This is a genomic window from Acinetobacter oleivorans DR1, from assembly GCF_000196795.1.
Classification (GTDB): domain Bacteria; phylum Pseudomonadota; class Gammaproteobacteria; order Pseudomonadales; family Moraxellaceae; genus Acinetobacter; species Acinetobacter oleivorans.
In genome coordinates this window covers 715791-730604 of record NC_014259.1, presented here as the reverse complement: position 1 = coordinate 730604, position 14814 = coordinate 715791, and the positions used below count along the sequence as shown (strand labels likewise).

Genomic DNA, 14814 nt, shown 5'->3' with positions numbered 1-14814 from the left:
CAGTAGAGAAATTTTATTGAATGTAATGAAGCATTCATGCGCTACATCATACACGATTCACTGTGAAAAGTGGGTGATGAGTTTTTGAAGGCAACTGTAAAAAAGCCTCTACATGATTGAGAGGCTTTTTCTTACTTAATGACTTTTAGAAGCTGTCACCTGGGACGCGTACCCAGCCTTCCATTAACACACGTGCACTACGGCTCATAATGGCTTTTTTCACGACCCATTGATCGTTAATAAGTTCCGCTTGAGCACCAACACGTAATGTTCCAGATGGATGACCAAAACGTACTGCTTCACGTTCGCCGCCGCCAGCCGCAAGGTTTACTAACGTTCCCGGAATGGCAGCCGCAGTGCCAATCGCAACAGCTGCTGTTCCCATCATTGCATGGTGCAATTTACCCATCGACAAAGCACGAACCAGTAAATCGACATCACTCTCTGAAACTGACTTACCACTTGAAGCGATGTAGTTTTTCGGTTTAGAAACAAAAGCAATTTTTGGTGTGTGCTGACGTGCAGCCGCTTCTGAAATATCTTTAATTAGGCCCATCTGTACCGCACCATACGCACGAATTTTTTCAAAACGTGCCAGCGCAGTTGCATCACTATTAATATGATCTTGCAGCTCTGTACCTTGGTAACCCAAATCTTCTGCATTTAAGAAAATGGTTGGAATTCCGGCATTAATAAAAGTCGCTTGGAAACGACCAATATCAGGAACATCTAATTCATCAACGACATTCCCTGTAGGGAACATATCACCGCCTTCTTCGCCATCATCGGCTGGATCTAAAAACTCAATTTGAACTTCAGCAGCAGGAAACGTCACTCCATCAAGTTCGAAATCACCAGTTTCTTGAACTTGATCATTGGTGATAGGCACATGCGCAATAATGGTTTTTTGAATATTTTTTTGCCAGATTCGAACCGTGCATAGACCATTTTCTGGAATACGATCTGCATCAACCAAGCCATTTGAAATCGCAAAAGAGCCAACAGCAGCGGTTAAATTACCGCAGTTACCACTCCAGTCTACAAAAGCTTGATCAATTGAAACCTGACCAAACAAATAATCAACATCATGATCTGGCTGAGTACTTTTAGCCAAAATAACAGTTTTACTGGTACTTGAAGTGGCTCCGCCCATCCCATCAATTTGTTTTCCATAGGGGTCTGGGCTACCAATTACACGTAGTAAGAGCTGATCTCTTGCTTGTCCTGCAACTTGGGCTTTTTCCGGCAAATCATCAAGCTTAAAAAAGACACCTTTACTGGTTCCACCACGCATATAAGTTGCTGGAATTTTAATTTGCGGTACTGAGCTCATATCAACTGTTATCCTTACTATTATGTTCTTCTATATCAAAACAAGCATTCTTGTTTACCCTTCTCTGCATCTTAAATTGTTTTAAGGCCAAGAGATAGCGATCTGCTTTATACATCAATCGTATTGACGCGAGCATATTTTGAGAATTTAGCAATATGCTTGCAATGACTTAATCTAAGCAAAATCTATGAAAAAAAGTCTATATGAAATTATATTTTTTAGATCACTTTTCACTCCATATTGAAATATTAAAAGTAAGCCGATGATTTTAAATATATTTTAATATTACTTTTCAGTCACAGCTTATTAATTTGTAGTCTAGGCTAAAATAACTCCATCTATTAGAATAATTTACTTATTCATTGTGAGTGAAGACCTTTGACCAACGAATCTTCTACACTGCAACGAGGACTAAAAAATCGACATATCCAATTAATTGCTATGGGTGGAGCAATTGGTACCGGATTATTTTTAGGCTCGGCGCAAGTGATTCAATCTGCGGGACCATCCATTATTTTAGGATATGCCATTGGTGGCTTAATCGCGTTTTTGATTATGCGCCACTTGGGAGAAATGATTGTTGAAGAACCTGTTGCAGGATCGTTCAGCCATTTTGCTTATAAATATTGGGGGAAATTTCCCGGATTTTTAGCTGGATGGAATTATTGGATACTCTATGTTCTGGTTGCGATGAGTGAACTCACCGCTGTTGCCAAATATATTAATTATTGGTGGCCTCATATTCCAGCGTGGACTTCTGTCTTATTTTTCTTTGTCGTTATTACAGCCGTAAACTTAACCAATGTTAAGTTTTATGGTGAATCTGAATTTTGGCTCGCCATTATTAAAGTAACTGCGGTCATCTCGATGATTATTTTTGGGCTTTATTTGTTGTTTACAGCAGATGCGGGTTCAAGCATTTCATTTAGTAACCTGTGGACACATGGTGGATTTTTTCCAAATGGCTTTAGTGGTCTGTTCTATATGTTAGCTTTCTTAATGTTCGCCTTTGGCGGCATTGAGCTAATTGGTATGGCAGCAGCAGAAGCAAAAGATCCGAAAAAAACCATTCCAAAAGCAATCAACCAAGTTGTTTTCCGTATATTGATTTTCTATATCGGTTCACTAACCATTTTGCTTTCATTAGTGCCATGGAACCAGTTAGATCTTGGTGGCCTCGACAAAAGCCCATTCGTCATGATTTTTAGCCAAATGGGAATTGGTTGGGCTGCGCATCTTCTTAACTTTATTATTTTAACTGCTGCTTTATCTGTTTATAACAGTGGTATGTTTGCAAACAGCCGTATGTTATACGGTCTAGCTCAACAAGGTAATGCTCCAAAAGTTTTCAAAAAAGTAAACAAACAAGGTGTACCTGTTCCAGCCGTATTACTTTCTGCATTATTAATTTTTGGTTGTGTACTGTTGAACTACTTTGTACCCGAAGATGCATTAAGTCACTTAATGTATATCGTTGTTGGTGCATTAGTATTGAACTGGGCAATGATTAGTTTGACTCACCTCAAATTTAGATCAGCAATGAAGGCAAAAGGTGAAACAACTCACTTCCCTGCACTTTGGGCACCATTTAGCAACTATTTGGTTTTAGGCTTTATTGCGGTTGTTCTCTACATTATGTGGAGCCAAGGGTTCAAAGAATCTGTGATGATGATTCCTATCTGGATTGTTCTCATGTTTGTACTATTTAAATTATTGAATTCTAAAAAACAATAATATTATATTTCGTACCTAAACACTAAAAAGCCCCTATTTCGATAGGGGCTTTTTAGTTCATAATCAGAAAATTAAGCGCTATAAAATTAAAATTTCATCGACAATAAAATTAGATGTTATGCATATTTATACTGACGCGAACAGTAAGCTCGTTCAATTTCTGGCGAACGTAATTGTTGATGCTTAGTTTTACGCCCTGCCATACGTTTGCGCCAGAGTTTAAAACTATTGGTTTTCAGGTTGTATCTCATTAAACGAATAACTTCACTTTCACTTAAGCCATATTCTCGCTCAATTGCTTCAAATGGAGTGCGATCTTCCCATGCCATTTCAATAATTCTAGATAAGTCCTGTTCATCAACTTTTTTCATGTTATGCCCTTTTGAATTATACGATAGCCAAATCTGATTTTTAACAAACAACCTTCTAGGAATAACTTCACTTACCTGATTGCTTGCCTTAAACCTTTTCGTGTTTTGCTTCAGATCATAGAAAGATCAACATGAATTTTTTGTGATTTTTTAGCTTTCTAAACTGTTTTTCTACAAGACATAAGTGTTCCAAACTGTTGAATGGTTCAACTTTATCTTTATTGCCCACTATCGCAAAAGTTTTAATAACTAAAATGTAAAAAAGCCATTGCCTTCGCAATAGCTTTTTTGTTTATAATCATAAAATTATGCGCCCTTAGCTTAACTGGATAGAGCAGTTGCCTCCTAAGCGACCGACGTGGGTTCGAGTCCCGCAGGGCGCACATATTTCACCTCTTAATCCTTCACTTCAGCCAACAATGTTTCAGCTGCAAGTTTTCCTAAATTATTAGAAGCAAGCGGACTATCACCAGTTAGCAATTTACGGTCTCTATGACATTGACCTGTAATGCCCTTATTTAAAATTTCTACACCGAGTTTTTCAAGGTTTTCACCTACTAGCCAAGGTAAAGCCCCGGGCATATAACCAATATCAATATTTGCGCCCTTATCTAATGAATCAGGGAATACACAAATTTGATAGCCTTTAAAAATATAGTTTTCTGGTTGTTCATCTACTGCCGCAGCCAGTAATGAAGCTGGACCATGACATAAAGTAATAATAAATTTATCTTGTTCAACCGCCCATTTAAGAACTTTTTTCACCTCAAGGCTATGTGGAATTTTAGCTAATACGCCATGCCCACCCGGAATAAATACAGCCGCATATGGTGAATTTTCCCCCACTGCGTTTTCTAAAATATCAGTTAGCTTTAATGGATTTTTTAATTTGTCTGCATATTTCTGAAAGGTATCTAATACAACTTGTTCTTGCTTTGGCATTGCCCACATTTCAAGTTTGGCAGGGTTTCCAGAAAGTGTCGCAACATCAATTTCAAAGCCAGCATTATCTAAATGAAACATCGGTAAAAGCATTTCTACAGGGTGGTTACCTGTTGAAAAGAACTTACCGTTTTGCATCTGGATGTAACGCTCATCAGTTGCAATCATTAAAACTTTTTTATTACCCGCATACGGCGTTGAATAAGTCGTGCCGTCGTAATCGGTTTTAGGAGCAGTATATTGACTCAGTGAATAAGGTGATGGGAAAAAGGCATTATCTTCAGCCAAATCTGGAGTAGGATTTTTATCATCAATATTTGCGGTATTCATTGTTACTATCCTTTTTCATCAGTATGGAAAGAAATAATAAAGTAGGAACCAATTGTTATTTCTTACTCAATTTATAGGTGAAGTTATGGAGCTGGTGCAATCTGCCAATAGAATTTGGCAATTTTTATAGAGAAATAGGCAGAGTCTAGAATTAAAAAGTATAGTTTAGGCGAACCTGTCGTTCACCCAAACGTTAATGATTACAGCGTTATGCATTCATTTCTAAAACGATCTTTCCAATATGATCACCTTGTTCCATACATGCGTGAGCACTTTGTACATCTGAAAAAGCATACGTTTTATAGATTTGCGGTAAACATTTACCTTGTGCCAAGAGCGGCCATACATGCTCATGCAAAGATTGTGCAATCTCGGCTTTTTCTTGGCTATTACGTGCTCGCATCGTTGAACCCGTAATTGTGGCACGTTTTAAAATCAGTTTTTGTAAATCAAATTCTTTTGCGATTCGACCACCCATAAAACCAATAATGACAAGTCGGCCATCACGTTTTAATAGATTTAAATTTTTCGTGAAATAAGAACCACCCACAATATCCAAAATAACATCAACACCTTGATTTTGAGTATGTTTCAAAATTTCTTGCTCAAAATCTTGGGTTTTATAGTTAATTGCTGTGGTGAAACTAGAGAGTGCTTCAACTTTATCTTCACTACCAACGGTCGCAAAAGTTCTAATTCCTAAAGCTTGGCAAATCGCTAAAGCTGTAGTTCCAATACCACTTGCCCCACCATGAATCAGTGCGGTTTCATCTTTCTTTAAACGGCCAATATCAAATAGGTTTGCCCAAACCGTAAAAAATGTTTCTGGAATCGCAGCAGCTTGAGTAAAAGATAAATTTTCAGGTATTGGCAATACTTGAGTTGCAGTTACCGCACAATATTCTGCATAACCACCGCCATTTGTTAGGGCACAAACTTTATCACCAACCTTGAATTGATCTACTTGTTCACCCACAGCAACCACGACACCAGCGACTTCAAGTCCCGGTATTTGAGTAACACCTTTAGGCATTGGATATAAACCCATACGCTGTAAAACGTCAGGACGGTTAATTCCAGCAGCCTTTACCTCAATTAAGACTTCATCTGCTTGAGGTACTGGAAGACTAGCATCTTGAACTTTTAGAACCTCAGGTCCACCAGGAGCCGTAATTTCAATAATTTTCATGGTTTTGGGAAGGGTCATAAAATACTCCATGTTTGATTTATATTTCAAAATACTAATCTACGTTAAATAATTGAGGACTTGGGTGGAACGCCAAACAGTCGCTTAAATTCTCGGCTAAATTGTGAAGCACTGACATACCCCACTTCATAGGCTGCTTCTGCTACACCCATTTTATTGTTCATGATTAACTCACGAGCCTTATGTAGCCGAGTAATTTTGATGTACTGTAAAGGCGAATAATTCGTCACCTTTTTAAAAGTTTGATGAAAAAGCGAGATGCTCATGCCCGCTTGTTTCGCCAATTCTTGAACCGTTAAATTATGATAATAATCACGCTGAATAATTTCACAAATGGTGTAAATCACACCATTTCGACTTGCTATAGCCGATAAACTCTCGACTAAATTACCACCTGAGGCCTGCACCACACGATAAACCAATTCTCTTTTAACTTGCTCACCTAATATAAAAGTATCTTGTTTAGAGCGAAGTAAATTGAGCAATCTGAGAGCAACCTCTGAAATGGTGGCATTCATGTCAATCACTCTAAGTCCACAGCTTAATTTTAAATCTTCCGCGTGAGCATCTTCAGTAATCACTTGTTGCTGTTTATCCATTTTAGTAATGAGATCAGCCATCATTTGTGGTTCAAATTTTATTGCAATCGCCAACATTGGTTCATTATTTTCAACAACAGTATCGCAATCAAACGGTATTGCAATTGAGATGAATAAGCACTGCCCTCGTTGAAATTGAAAGATTTCTTTACCAATATACCCTCGCTTCAATCCCTGTATAACTAAAACAATTGAGGGTTCTTGCAGCACGGCAACAGGAGGTGTGGAATGATCTACACGCATCAAAGTGATGTTAGAGATAAAAGTAGGATAGAGTCCTTCTGCTGGAGCCAAGTGCAAAAATGCATCGACCAAATGTTCTGTAAGATGATTTTGCGGCATAGTTTTATTGTGAGAAGTAATCTAATAATCAATATAACAATGAACCTAAAATGAAAACATCTGTCTTACGTTTACTTTGTATAAATAAGCAATTCAAATCAATTTTTAGGCATAAAAAAACCTAGAGCATTCTAGGTTTTTCACTTCATCAGATTATTTAAGCCGATAAATTAAAGAACATTGCTGCAATCAAAATGATTACACCGAGTACTATTCGATACCAAGCAAAAACGCGTAAGGTATGACGCTCTACAAACAGAACCAATGCTTTTACAACAAACAATGCGGCAATAAAAGCAGCAACAAAACCTACCCCAATATTAATCATATTATCAGCGGTCAGTACGTCAGCATTTTTAACCAAGTCAAAAGTTGCAGCACCCAACATGGTTGGCATAGCAAGGAAGAAAGAGAATTCTGTAGCAGCCTTACGTGATAAGCCCGCAAACATCCCCCCTACAATTGTTGCACCCGAACGTGAAGTTCCCGGAATCATGGCAACACATTGAGCAAGGCCAACTAAAAGCGCTTGTTTAAAAGTAATTTTGGTTGCATCAAGTGTCTTATGTTCAAATTGTCTAGATTCAACCCAGAAAATAATAAGTGCCCCCACAATTAAGGCAATCGCCACCACAATTGGGCTGAATAAAACACTTTTAATAAAGTCTACTGCCAAAACCCCAATAATAACTGCGGGGAAGAATGCAATAAGCACACTGATAGCAAAATGACGTGATTCCACATCACCACTAAAGAAGCCTTTAATCAAGTTAACAATTTTTTGTCGGTATAACCAGCACACTGCCAAAATAGCACCTAACTGGATTACGACCTCAAATACACGACCGCCGTCTGAATGGAAATCGATAATATGACCAAATAAAATTAAATGGCCTGTACTCGAGATTGGTAAAAATTCAGTTAAGCCTTCGACAAAGCCTAAAAACAGTGCTTTTATAACTTCAAAATTTTCCATCACTTGCTCAAAAAGTTAATCACCAGAAAAGTCTAAAAATTTGTTTTATATCATGTATAAACCATAATTTTGGCCTAGTTCATGCCCAATATCAGATCATTTCTAGCATTTGTGGTTATTGCCCTTAGCAAAAGGCGGTTTATTTAAAGGGGAATAATGTATCACATCATCATGACAATCTTAGGTTAACTATCGTAAAAAGATGAACTTGGTTAAGAACTACAAAATTTCTCATTCTATAGCTAGAGATTTTTACGCTTATTTACCCGAGGAATGATCTTAAAAAGACATGACAAAAACATGATATTATTTTTCTTACATGCAACTCATATCAAAAATTCTATCTGAATGAAAAATACCAAAATTAATGCACGTCATCTTATTATCGATTTATTTCTTTCCTCAGCTTATCCTCAGCTCACCATTAAACAAATATTGATTGCCGCTAAACTCTTTAATATGAGTGACAACGGTATTCGCGTTGCGACGACTCGGCTATTAAATGAAGGCATGATAGAAAGCGTCGAGCGTGGTATCTATCAACTTTCGCCATCCACTAAAGACTGGGCAAAAGTCATTTTGAATCGTAAAAATGGCATTAAACAGACCAAAGAATGGGAACAGAATTATCTGGCAGTATTTACGGGTACATTAGGTCGTATAGATCGGACTGCTTTAAAAAAGAGAGAACATGCTTTACGTCAATTTGGTTTTAGAGAACTCGAAACTGGAATTTATATACGCCCAGACAATTTAGCCTATAGTTTTGAAAAAACATGTGAAGAACTTGTTTTAGCAGGCCTTGAAAATGAAGCCAAAATTTCTATTATTCAAAAATTTGACTCAAAAACAGTTTCGTTAATTCCTTCTTTATGGGATACAAAGCAACTTGAAGAAAATTATGAGATGTATAGTCAAGATATCCAAGAATGGCTTTTGAATTATAAAAATTTATCCTTAAACGAGGCTGCTACCCAAGCTTTGTTATTAGGACGTGAAACGATTACCTTACTCATGAATGATCCTCTGCTGCCCCCTCCATTTGTTAACGAACATGCCCGCAATCAGTTTGCTCAGAATGTACAGCAGCTCGATTCGATTGGACAAAAACTTTGGCAGAAACTTTATGAAAATGAATTAGCCCATTAAAGAGCGATTTATTTTTTTACAAACAAATATTACACTTTTTAAAGTTTTATGATTATATTAGTAATATAAAATATGGATACTAAAATCTGATTTGGGAGAATAAAAATGAACGCACAAGTCAGTGTGACCGATCTCTTTAGCAGAGAAGAAATACAGGAACTCACACAACCCTCAGATGCGTATGGTGCTTGGGCTGTTGCAAGTACATGGGCTGTTATTGGCGGAACATTTGCCAGTTTAATTATGATTTGGGATTACTTACCGAGCTGGGGCAAATTACTTGCTTGTATGCTTGCCTTAGCAATATTGGCAGGTCGCCAGTTATGCCTAGCGATTTTGATGCATGATGCATCACATAAAAGCTTGTTCAAAAATAAAAAATAAATGACTTTGTAGGTGAATGGCTATGCGCCCGTCCCATCTGGAATGATCTACAAAAATATCGCGTACATCATGTACGTCATCATGCAAAAACCTCTACTCCAGATGACCCAGACCTTTCTTTAGTTTCTGGCTTTCCTGTAAGCAAAAAATCGCTTACTCGTAAATTCTTACGCGACTTAACGGGTATGACCGGATTAAAGTTTAGCTTTGGTCGAGTGTTAATGGATCTCGATTTAATGAAATGGACTGTTGCCAATGATCAAGTCTGGTTAGATCGAAGCAATAAAGATTTCGTTGACTATGCCAAAAGTCTTATAAAAAACAGTAGTGGTGCCATTGCAACCAATGTAGCTCTTTATGGTGTTTTAAAAGCTTTTGGTCAACAACGGTTTTATTGGTTATGGCCCCTAGCTTATTTAACACCCTTCCCATTATTTTTAAGAATTCGCTCCATGGCCGAACATGCAGGGATGCAAACGAGCAATACCGCTTTAACCAATACACGAACAACACGTGCAGGTTGGATTGCTAGAAGCTTTGTGGCCCCTATTCATGTCAATTACCACATGGAGCACCATTTAATGGCTTCGGTACCCTACTTCAAATTGCCGCGTATGCATCGTTTATTGAGAGACCGCGGCCATGTTCCGGCACCACCTAGCTATTTTGAAGTAATTGAATCACTCTCATCTAAGCCAGAACAATCTACTTAATTAACTCAAATAATAAATGAAAGGCCATGAAATTAAATTTGTGGCCTTTTAACTTAAATCATCCATCTTATGTTTGGTTTGGAAATATTTAGGCGTAACACCCATCCAGCGCTTAAATGCACGGGTAAAGTGAGAAGTCTCGGCATAACCCAGCATTAAAGCCACTTTTTCAATCGACATGTTATTTTGAGCTAAAAGTTTCTGGGCATGCTCCTTTTTCAGCGAGTCTACCAAGAGTGTAAAACTAGTATCATCAAGAGCTAAATAGCGTTGCAGGGTTCGCTCTGACATATTCATGATTTGAGCAACTTGCCCGACTTTCAATGTCTCAATCTCCCCATTCAAAAGCAATTTTTCAGCAACTTGTTTGACTCTCCCTTTCCAGCCACTTTTTAATTTTAATTTCTCTATATCTCGCTTGCATTGTGCATTTAACAACGGCGCTAGCATTGGATCCGCCGTTAATACAGGCTGTGCTAAATACTCTTTTGGAAATATCCAACGATTACTCTTTTGATTAAATAAACAAGTGACAGCCAGTTGATGACTTATTTGGTAAAAACCTATCGGTTCTGGCATTTGTAATTCAACTTTTCCTAAATGAGAAAGGCCTGTTAATTTTTTTGCAATTTGAACAAAACCGATTAACAAAAAAATTTTGGCATTTGAACTCAATTGAAATTGATTAACAGGCTGATGAATTGACCAACATGCGTCATTATTTTCTTGTTTTAATTCTGGTTTAAAGACCTTACAACGTGAGCCAATGAACTGTTCAAGAATTTTCAGCGCCTCACCTAAAGTTGGAGAAACTATGGCGGCCATTCCGACTGAACCATAGCATGAAGCTGTCATGTTTAAAGCTAAATATCCTGCTAATGCTGGCTCTTTGCATAACTCGATGGCCCGTTCAATAAGCTCATTTAAGATGTTGAACTCAACATACCAATAAGGCTTTTTTAATTGGTCTAAGGCTATTCCACTTCCCTCTAAAAGTTGCTCACCAGAGACACCCCACCGCTTAACAGTCTCGACGATTAAATTAATATAAGTTCCGGGTAATTCTGGATTCATGAGCAACCCATTGAGCAAAATAAAATGGCGCGAAATGGTAAAAACTGTCAGTTCATGAACTATGCCATGCTTTTAAATTGATGCATAGTTATTCAAAAACAAAATCCGCTGAATTGCACTAGACAGCACAATTTCTGAAAAGAATATAGGTCGCCTTATGAACATTCTGATTGTCCATGCTCATCCAGAACCACAGTCTTTTACTGCTGCTCTAAAAAGTACAGCTAAACAAGCCTTAGAAAAATTGGGGCACACAGTAGAGATTTCAGATTTATATACGATGCAATTTAACCCTGTTGCGTCCACAGAGGATTTTCTAGAGCTTAACCAACCTGATTATTTTAACTATGCCCTCGAACAAAGAAATGCCAGCAAAAATCAACTTCTAGCTCCAGATATTCAAGCAGAAATTGAAAAAGTAAAAAAAGCTGATTTAGTTATTTTTAATTTCCCACTTTATTGGACATCTGTTCCAGCAATTTTAAAGGGCTGGATTGATCGTGTGTTCGTCTCTGGCTTGTTTTATGGTGGTAAGCGGTTTTATAACCACGGTGGCATGGCAGGTAAAAAAGCGATGTTGTGCTTAACACTCGGTGGTAGAACACACATGTTTGGAGAGAACTCAATTCACGGCCCAATTGAAAATTATTTATCACCGATTCAACGTGGTACTTTGGCATATGCAGGTTTTGATGTTTTACCACCATTCATTGCTTATCACGTACCTTATATTAGCCAAGAAACACGAGAAACCCTTCTCGACGACTACGTAACCTACCTCACTCATCTAGACAAGCTTGAACCACTAAAATTTCCTAAGCTTGAGCAATTTGATGAAAAACTATATCCACTCTAATGCTGTGTTTGAGCTCTAAAAATTAAATAGCCGAATCTATCTTTATATTTTTGGCTATTCTCTCTCATAGTTACTCCCGAACAGAGAGGCAAAAACGCTAAAAAATAGATCAAACGGTAAAAAAACTAAGGTAAACTTTTTTATAAAATTAAGAATATAAAAGTTAATCAATAATATACAGATGTAGAGAAACTAGACTTATCAACTAAAAATGACAACTACTACTCATTTCATAATCGATTAATTCATATTTTTACAAAAAAATCTTTGACCATTTTTCTTGGATTTGTGACAAAAATGTCACTAAAACAAACATCATTAATAATAGTTAAAAAATATAAATATCAATGAATTAAAATAATTTGGCAAAGAAAATATTCCTTCATATTTCATCCATTATTGACACTATTTGTATAAAAAGTGAGTACTCTTCAGTTCATATAACAGATTTACTCTTATTGTAATTATGCTATTTTTGTTACATGGAGTTATCAAAGCTTTTATAAGTTGTAATTAGAAGCTTTGAAGGCAACACAGTTTAAACGGTTTAACTCTGTTACTTTTAAAAAAATGTCTTGAAGTTCAAGGAAAGATTAAAATGAAATTAAAACATCTGAGCACTGCAATGATTTTAGCAACGCTGCCTGCAACTGGGGTTTTTGCAGCAGCATTGGATCGCTCTGGACAATCGATGTCTGCATTTTTGCAGCCTGGTAACTACTTTGAAGCTGGTATTTCTATTTTAGACCCTGATGTAGCGGGTAAAGAGGCGGGTGTAACTCCAACACGTCGCGATATTAGCGATATGGGTGATGATTATTTTTTCCCAAGTGCAGCCTTAAAACTACAACTTAACGATAAGTTCTCTTTTGGTTTGCTTTACGACCAACCATTTGGTTCAGATGCACAATACTCCGGTAATAATGCATTCGTTTCAAATCCAGGTTCTGACACAGTTCTATCACCTGCTGCAATTGACGGGATTGTTACTAAAAAAGCTATCCAATTATTAGAATCAAAAGGCATACCAGTTAATGAACAAACATTAACTGGTGCAAAGGGCCAAATTCTAGCAAGTGACAGTTTTAAAACATTAGCTGGTGCTTTGTCGGTTGCTAATGGATATTTAGGAACTGGCGGAACAAAAGTTGAAGTTGATACACAAAACTTATCTTTTGTTTTTGGTTATCAACCAACTCAAAATTTTAACTTCTATGCTGGTCCAGTATTACAAACAGTTAAAGGTAATGTAAGTCTCCGAGGTCAAGCTTATAGCCTTTATAATGGTTATGATGCGAATATTAAAGAAACTACTGGTGTAGGTTGGTTAGCAGGTGCAGCTTATCAAATTCCAGAAATTGCGCTTAAAGCATCTTTAACTTATCGATCTGAAATCGACCATAAAACTAATATTAATGAAGAATTATCTTTATTAAATTTCCCAGGTCTTACTTCTGTGCTCGCTGGTTTAGATGTTCCTGCATCTAAGCTCCAAGCTATTAATTCAGAAGGCAAAACTACAATTACAACACCTCAATCTGTAAACCTTGATTTCCAAACTGGTATCATGGCTGACACAGTTGCGTTTGCTAATGTGCGCTGGGTGAACTGGAAAGACTTCTCTATCCAACCATATAAATTTGGTAAAGTTTCAGAAGCTGTAGGCAATCTTGTTGGGCGTCCGAACGGTTTTAACTTAGTTGAATACTCTGATGACCAATGGTCTGTTAATGCCGGTGTAGGCCGTAAACTTACCGACAAGTGGGCTGGTAATGTTTCTGTAGGTTGGGACTCTGGTGCGGGTAACCCTGTAACTACTTTAGGCCCAACTGAAGGTTATTGGAACGTAGGCTTAGGTCTTCAATACAGCCCTACTCCACAAACATTCCTTGCTGGCGGCGTAAAATATTTCTGGTTAGGTGATGCTAAAGCGCAAACTGGCGCACAAGCTGGTAGTGATCAATATGTTGCAGAGTTTTCTGACAACAATGCAATCGCTTATGGTTTAAAACTTGGTTATAAATTCTAAGTTCAAAACTCATTCATATAAAAAAGGCGCTTAAAGCGCCTTTTTTTATTATTTGTTTCTTAAGCTGGAATGCTACGTTTTGAAACTGAACGGATTGCTTCTTTTAATGCATCATATCCGTGAATAGCTGGAAACTGCGGGAACTCAGCAATCACGTTTGCAGGTGCATCAAATAAGAAACCGTGGTCAGCCTCTCCAAGCATCGTTGTATCGTTATACGAATCACCCGCTGCGATTACACGGAAATTTAATCCATGTAGTGCTTTAACCGACTCACGTTTTTGATCAGGTTGACGCAATTTATAAGCTGTAATCATTCCTTCTTCATCTGTCTCTAATTTATGACAGAAAATTGTTGGCCATCCTAATTGCTTCATTAATGGATGTGCAAACTCATAAAACGTATCTGACAAGATCACAAGTTGGAAATGTGTGCTCACCCATTCAACAAATTCTTTTGCACCAGGTAATGGCCCCATCTCGGCAATGACTTCTTGAATGTCATTTAAGCCTAAACCGTGTTGTTTTAAGATATTAAGGCGCTGAGTCATTAAAACATCATAATCCGGAATATCACGAGTTGTTGCTTCGAGTTCTTTAATCCCTGTTTTTTTTGCGAAATTGATCCAGATTTCAGGAACTAAAACCCCTTCAAGATCTAGGCATACGATTTCCATGAATGCTTCCAACGTTGGTTAAAAATTGCTGTATCATACCACTAAGATTTTCAGTTTTGCGTTGTTATTGATCAAATCAATTTTATTCATAAGGATCG

12 protein-coding genes, 1 tRNA gene and 1 pseudogene are annotated in these 14814 nt (G+C 37.4%); 6 read left to right on the top strand and 8 right to left on the bottom strand.

Annotated features, from left to right (window positions below; all coding sequences use genetic code 11):
* Positions 1-145: 145 nt before the first annotated feature.
* Positions 146-1333, bottom strand: a complete 1188-nt coding sequence (prpF, locus tag AOLE_RS03520) for a 2-methylaconitate cis-trans isomerase PrpF (RefSeq protein ID WP_013196943.1) — start codon at positions 1331-1333, stop codon at positions 146-148.
* Positions 1334-1711: 378 nt separating this feature from the next.
* Between prpF and AOLE_RS03515 the strand changes: the two genes are divergently transcribed.
* Positions 1712-3067: an amino acid permease gene (locus tag AOLE_RS03515; protein WP_023274392.1), complete on the top strand. Its 1356-nt coding sequence runs from the start codon at positions 1712-1714 to the stop codon at positions 3065-3067.
* A 116-nt stretch (positions 3068-3183) separates the two neighbouring features.
* Here the strand turns inward: AOLE_RS03515 and AOLE_RS03510 are convergent, their stop codons facing one another.
* Positions 3184-3438 (bottom strand): TIGR03643 family protein, encoded by a 255-nt coding sequence (locus tag AOLE_RS03510; protein ID WP_013196941.1) that lies wholly within the window; start codon positions 3436-3438, stop codon positions 3184-3186.
* Between the two features lie 310 nt (positions 3439-3748).
* On the opposite strand from AOLE_RS03510, the gene AOLE_RS03505 reads away from it, so the two are divergent.
* Positions 3749-3821: transfer RNA gene (locus tag AOLE_RS03505), tRNA-Arg, on the top strand.
* Between the two features lie 13 nt (positions 3822-3834).
* Here the strand turns inward: AOLE_RS03505 and hchA are convergent.
* The 4 genes from hchA to AOLE_RS03485 form a co-directional block, all read right to left on the bottom strand.
* Positions 3835-4710: a glyoxalase III HchA gene (hchA, locus tag AOLE_RS03500; RefSeq protein WP_013196940.1), complete on the bottom strand. Its 876-nt coding sequence runs from the start codon at positions 4708-4710 to the stop codon at positions 3835-3837.
* 208 nt (positions 4711-4918) lie between these two features.
* Entirely contained in the window at positions 4919-5929 is a 1011-nt protein-coding gene (locus AOLE_RS03495) for an NAD(P)H-quinone oxidoreductase (RefSeq protein WP_081399110.1), read from the bottom strand.
* Positions 5930-5961: 32 nt separating this feature from the next.
* Positions 5962-6858 (bottom strand): AraC family transcriptional regulator, encoded by an 897-nt coding sequence (locus tag AOLE_RS03490; RefSeq protein WP_013196938.1) that lies wholly within the window; start codon positions 6856-6858, stop codon positions 5962-5964.
* A gap of 157 nt (positions 6859-7015) precedes the next feature.
* On the bottom strand, positions 7016-7834 hold the full coding sequence (locus AOLE_RS03485; protein ID WP_005309907.1) for an undecaprenyl-diphosphate phosphatase: 819 nt from the start codon (positions 7832-7834) through the stop codon (positions 7016-7018).
* A gap of 348 nt (positions 7835-8182) precedes the next feature.
* Here AOLE_RS03485 and AOLE_RS03480 point away from each other — a divergent pair, with 348 nt between their 5' ends.
* Both AOLE_RS03480 and AOLE_RS03475 read left to right on the top strand, forming a co-directional pair.
* Positions 8183-8983, top strand: coding sequence for a PaaX family transcriptional regulator C-terminal domain-containing protein (locus AOLE_RS03480; RefSeq protein ID WP_013196937.1), 801 nt, complete (start codon positions 8183-8185; stop codon positions 8981-8983).
* 105 nt (positions 8984-9088) lie between these two features.
* Positions 9089-10080 (top strand): annotated as a pseudogene (locus tag AOLE_RS03475) (fatty acid desaturase family protein).
* A gap of 48 nt (positions 10081-10128) precedes the next feature.
* Here AOLE_RS03475 and AOLE_RS03470 read toward each other — a convergent pair.
* The gene (locus AOLE_RS03470) at positions 10129-11154 is read right to left on the bottom strand and encodes an AraC family transcriptional regulator (RefSeq protein WP_013196936.1); all 1026 of its coding nucleotides are present in this window, start codon (positions 11152-11154) and stop codon (positions 10129-10131) included.
* Positions 11155-11311: 157 nt separating this feature from the next.
* Between AOLE_RS03470 and AOLE_RS03465 the strand changes: the two genes are divergently transcribed.
* Both AOLE_RS03465 and AOLE_RS03460 read left to right on the top strand, forming a co-directional pair.
* Positions 11312-12010, top strand: a complete 699-nt coding sequence (locus AOLE_RS03465) for an NAD(P)H-dependent oxidoreductase (protein ID WP_013196935.1) — start codon at positions 11312-11314, stop codon at positions 12008-12010.
* 598 nt (positions 12011-12608) lie between these two features.
* A complete protein-coding gene (locus AOLE_RS03460; RefSeq protein ID WP_013196934.1) occupies positions 12609-14039 on the top strand; it encodes an OmpP1/FadL family transporter in 1431 nt (476 codons plus the stop codon).
* Between the two features lie 59 nt (positions 14040-14098).
* On the opposite strand, the gene thrH is transcribed toward AOLE_RS03460, so the two are convergent.
* On the bottom strand, positions 14099-14716 hold the full coding sequence (thrH, locus tag AOLE_RS03455; RefSeq protein WP_003655338.1) for a bifunctional phosphoserine phosphatase/homoserine phosphotransferase ThrH: 618 nt from the start codon (positions 14714-14716) through the stop codon (positions 14099-14101).
* Positions 14717-14814 lie beyond the last annotated feature (98 nt).

Bases quoted from the DNA above. Each gene is read 5' to 3' on its own strand.
- thrH (WP_003655338.1), bottom strand. From the start codon at position 14,716: ATGGAAATCGTATGCCTAGATCTTGAAGGGGTTTTAGTTCCTGAAATC.
- AOLE_RS03470 (WP_013196936.1), bottom strand. From the start codon at position 11,154: ATGAATCCAGAATTACCCGGAACTTATATTAATTTAATCGTCGAGACT.
- AOLE_RS03490 (WP_013196938.1), bottom strand. From the start codon at position 6,858: ATGCCGCAAAATCATCTTACAGAACATTTGGTCGATGCATTTTTGCAC.
- hchA (WP_013196940.1), bottom strand. From the start codon at position 4,710: ATGAATACCGCAAATATTGATGATAAAAATCCTACTCCAGATTTGGCT.
- AOLE_RS03460 (WP_013196934.1), top strand. From the start codon at position 12,609: ATGAAATTAAAACATCTGAGCACTGCAATGATTTTAGCAACGCTGCCT.
- prpF (WP_013196943.1), bottom strand. From the start codon at position 1,333: ATGAGCTCAGTACCGCAAATTAAAATTCCAGCAACTTATATGCGTGGT.
- AOLE_RS03495 (WP_081399110.1), bottom strand. From the start codon at position 5,929: ATGGAGTATTTTATGACCCTTCCCAAAACCATGAAAATTATTGAAATT.
- AOLE_RS03480 (WP_013196937.1), top strand. From the start codon at position 8,183: ATGAAAAATACCAAAATTAATGCACGTCATCTTATTATCGATTTATTT.
- AOLE_RS03485 (WP_005309907.1), bottom strand. From the start codon at position 7,834: ATGGAAAATTTTGAAGTTATAAAAGCACTGTTTTTAGGCTTTGTCGAA.
- AOLE_RS03510 (WP_013196941.1), bottom strand. From the start codon at position 3,438: ATGAAAAAAGTTGATGAACAGGACTTATCTAGAATTATTGAAATGGCA.
- AOLE_RS03465 (WP_013196935.1), top strand. From the start codon at position 11,312: ATGAACATTCTGATTGTCCATGCTCATCCAGAACCACAGTCTTTTACT.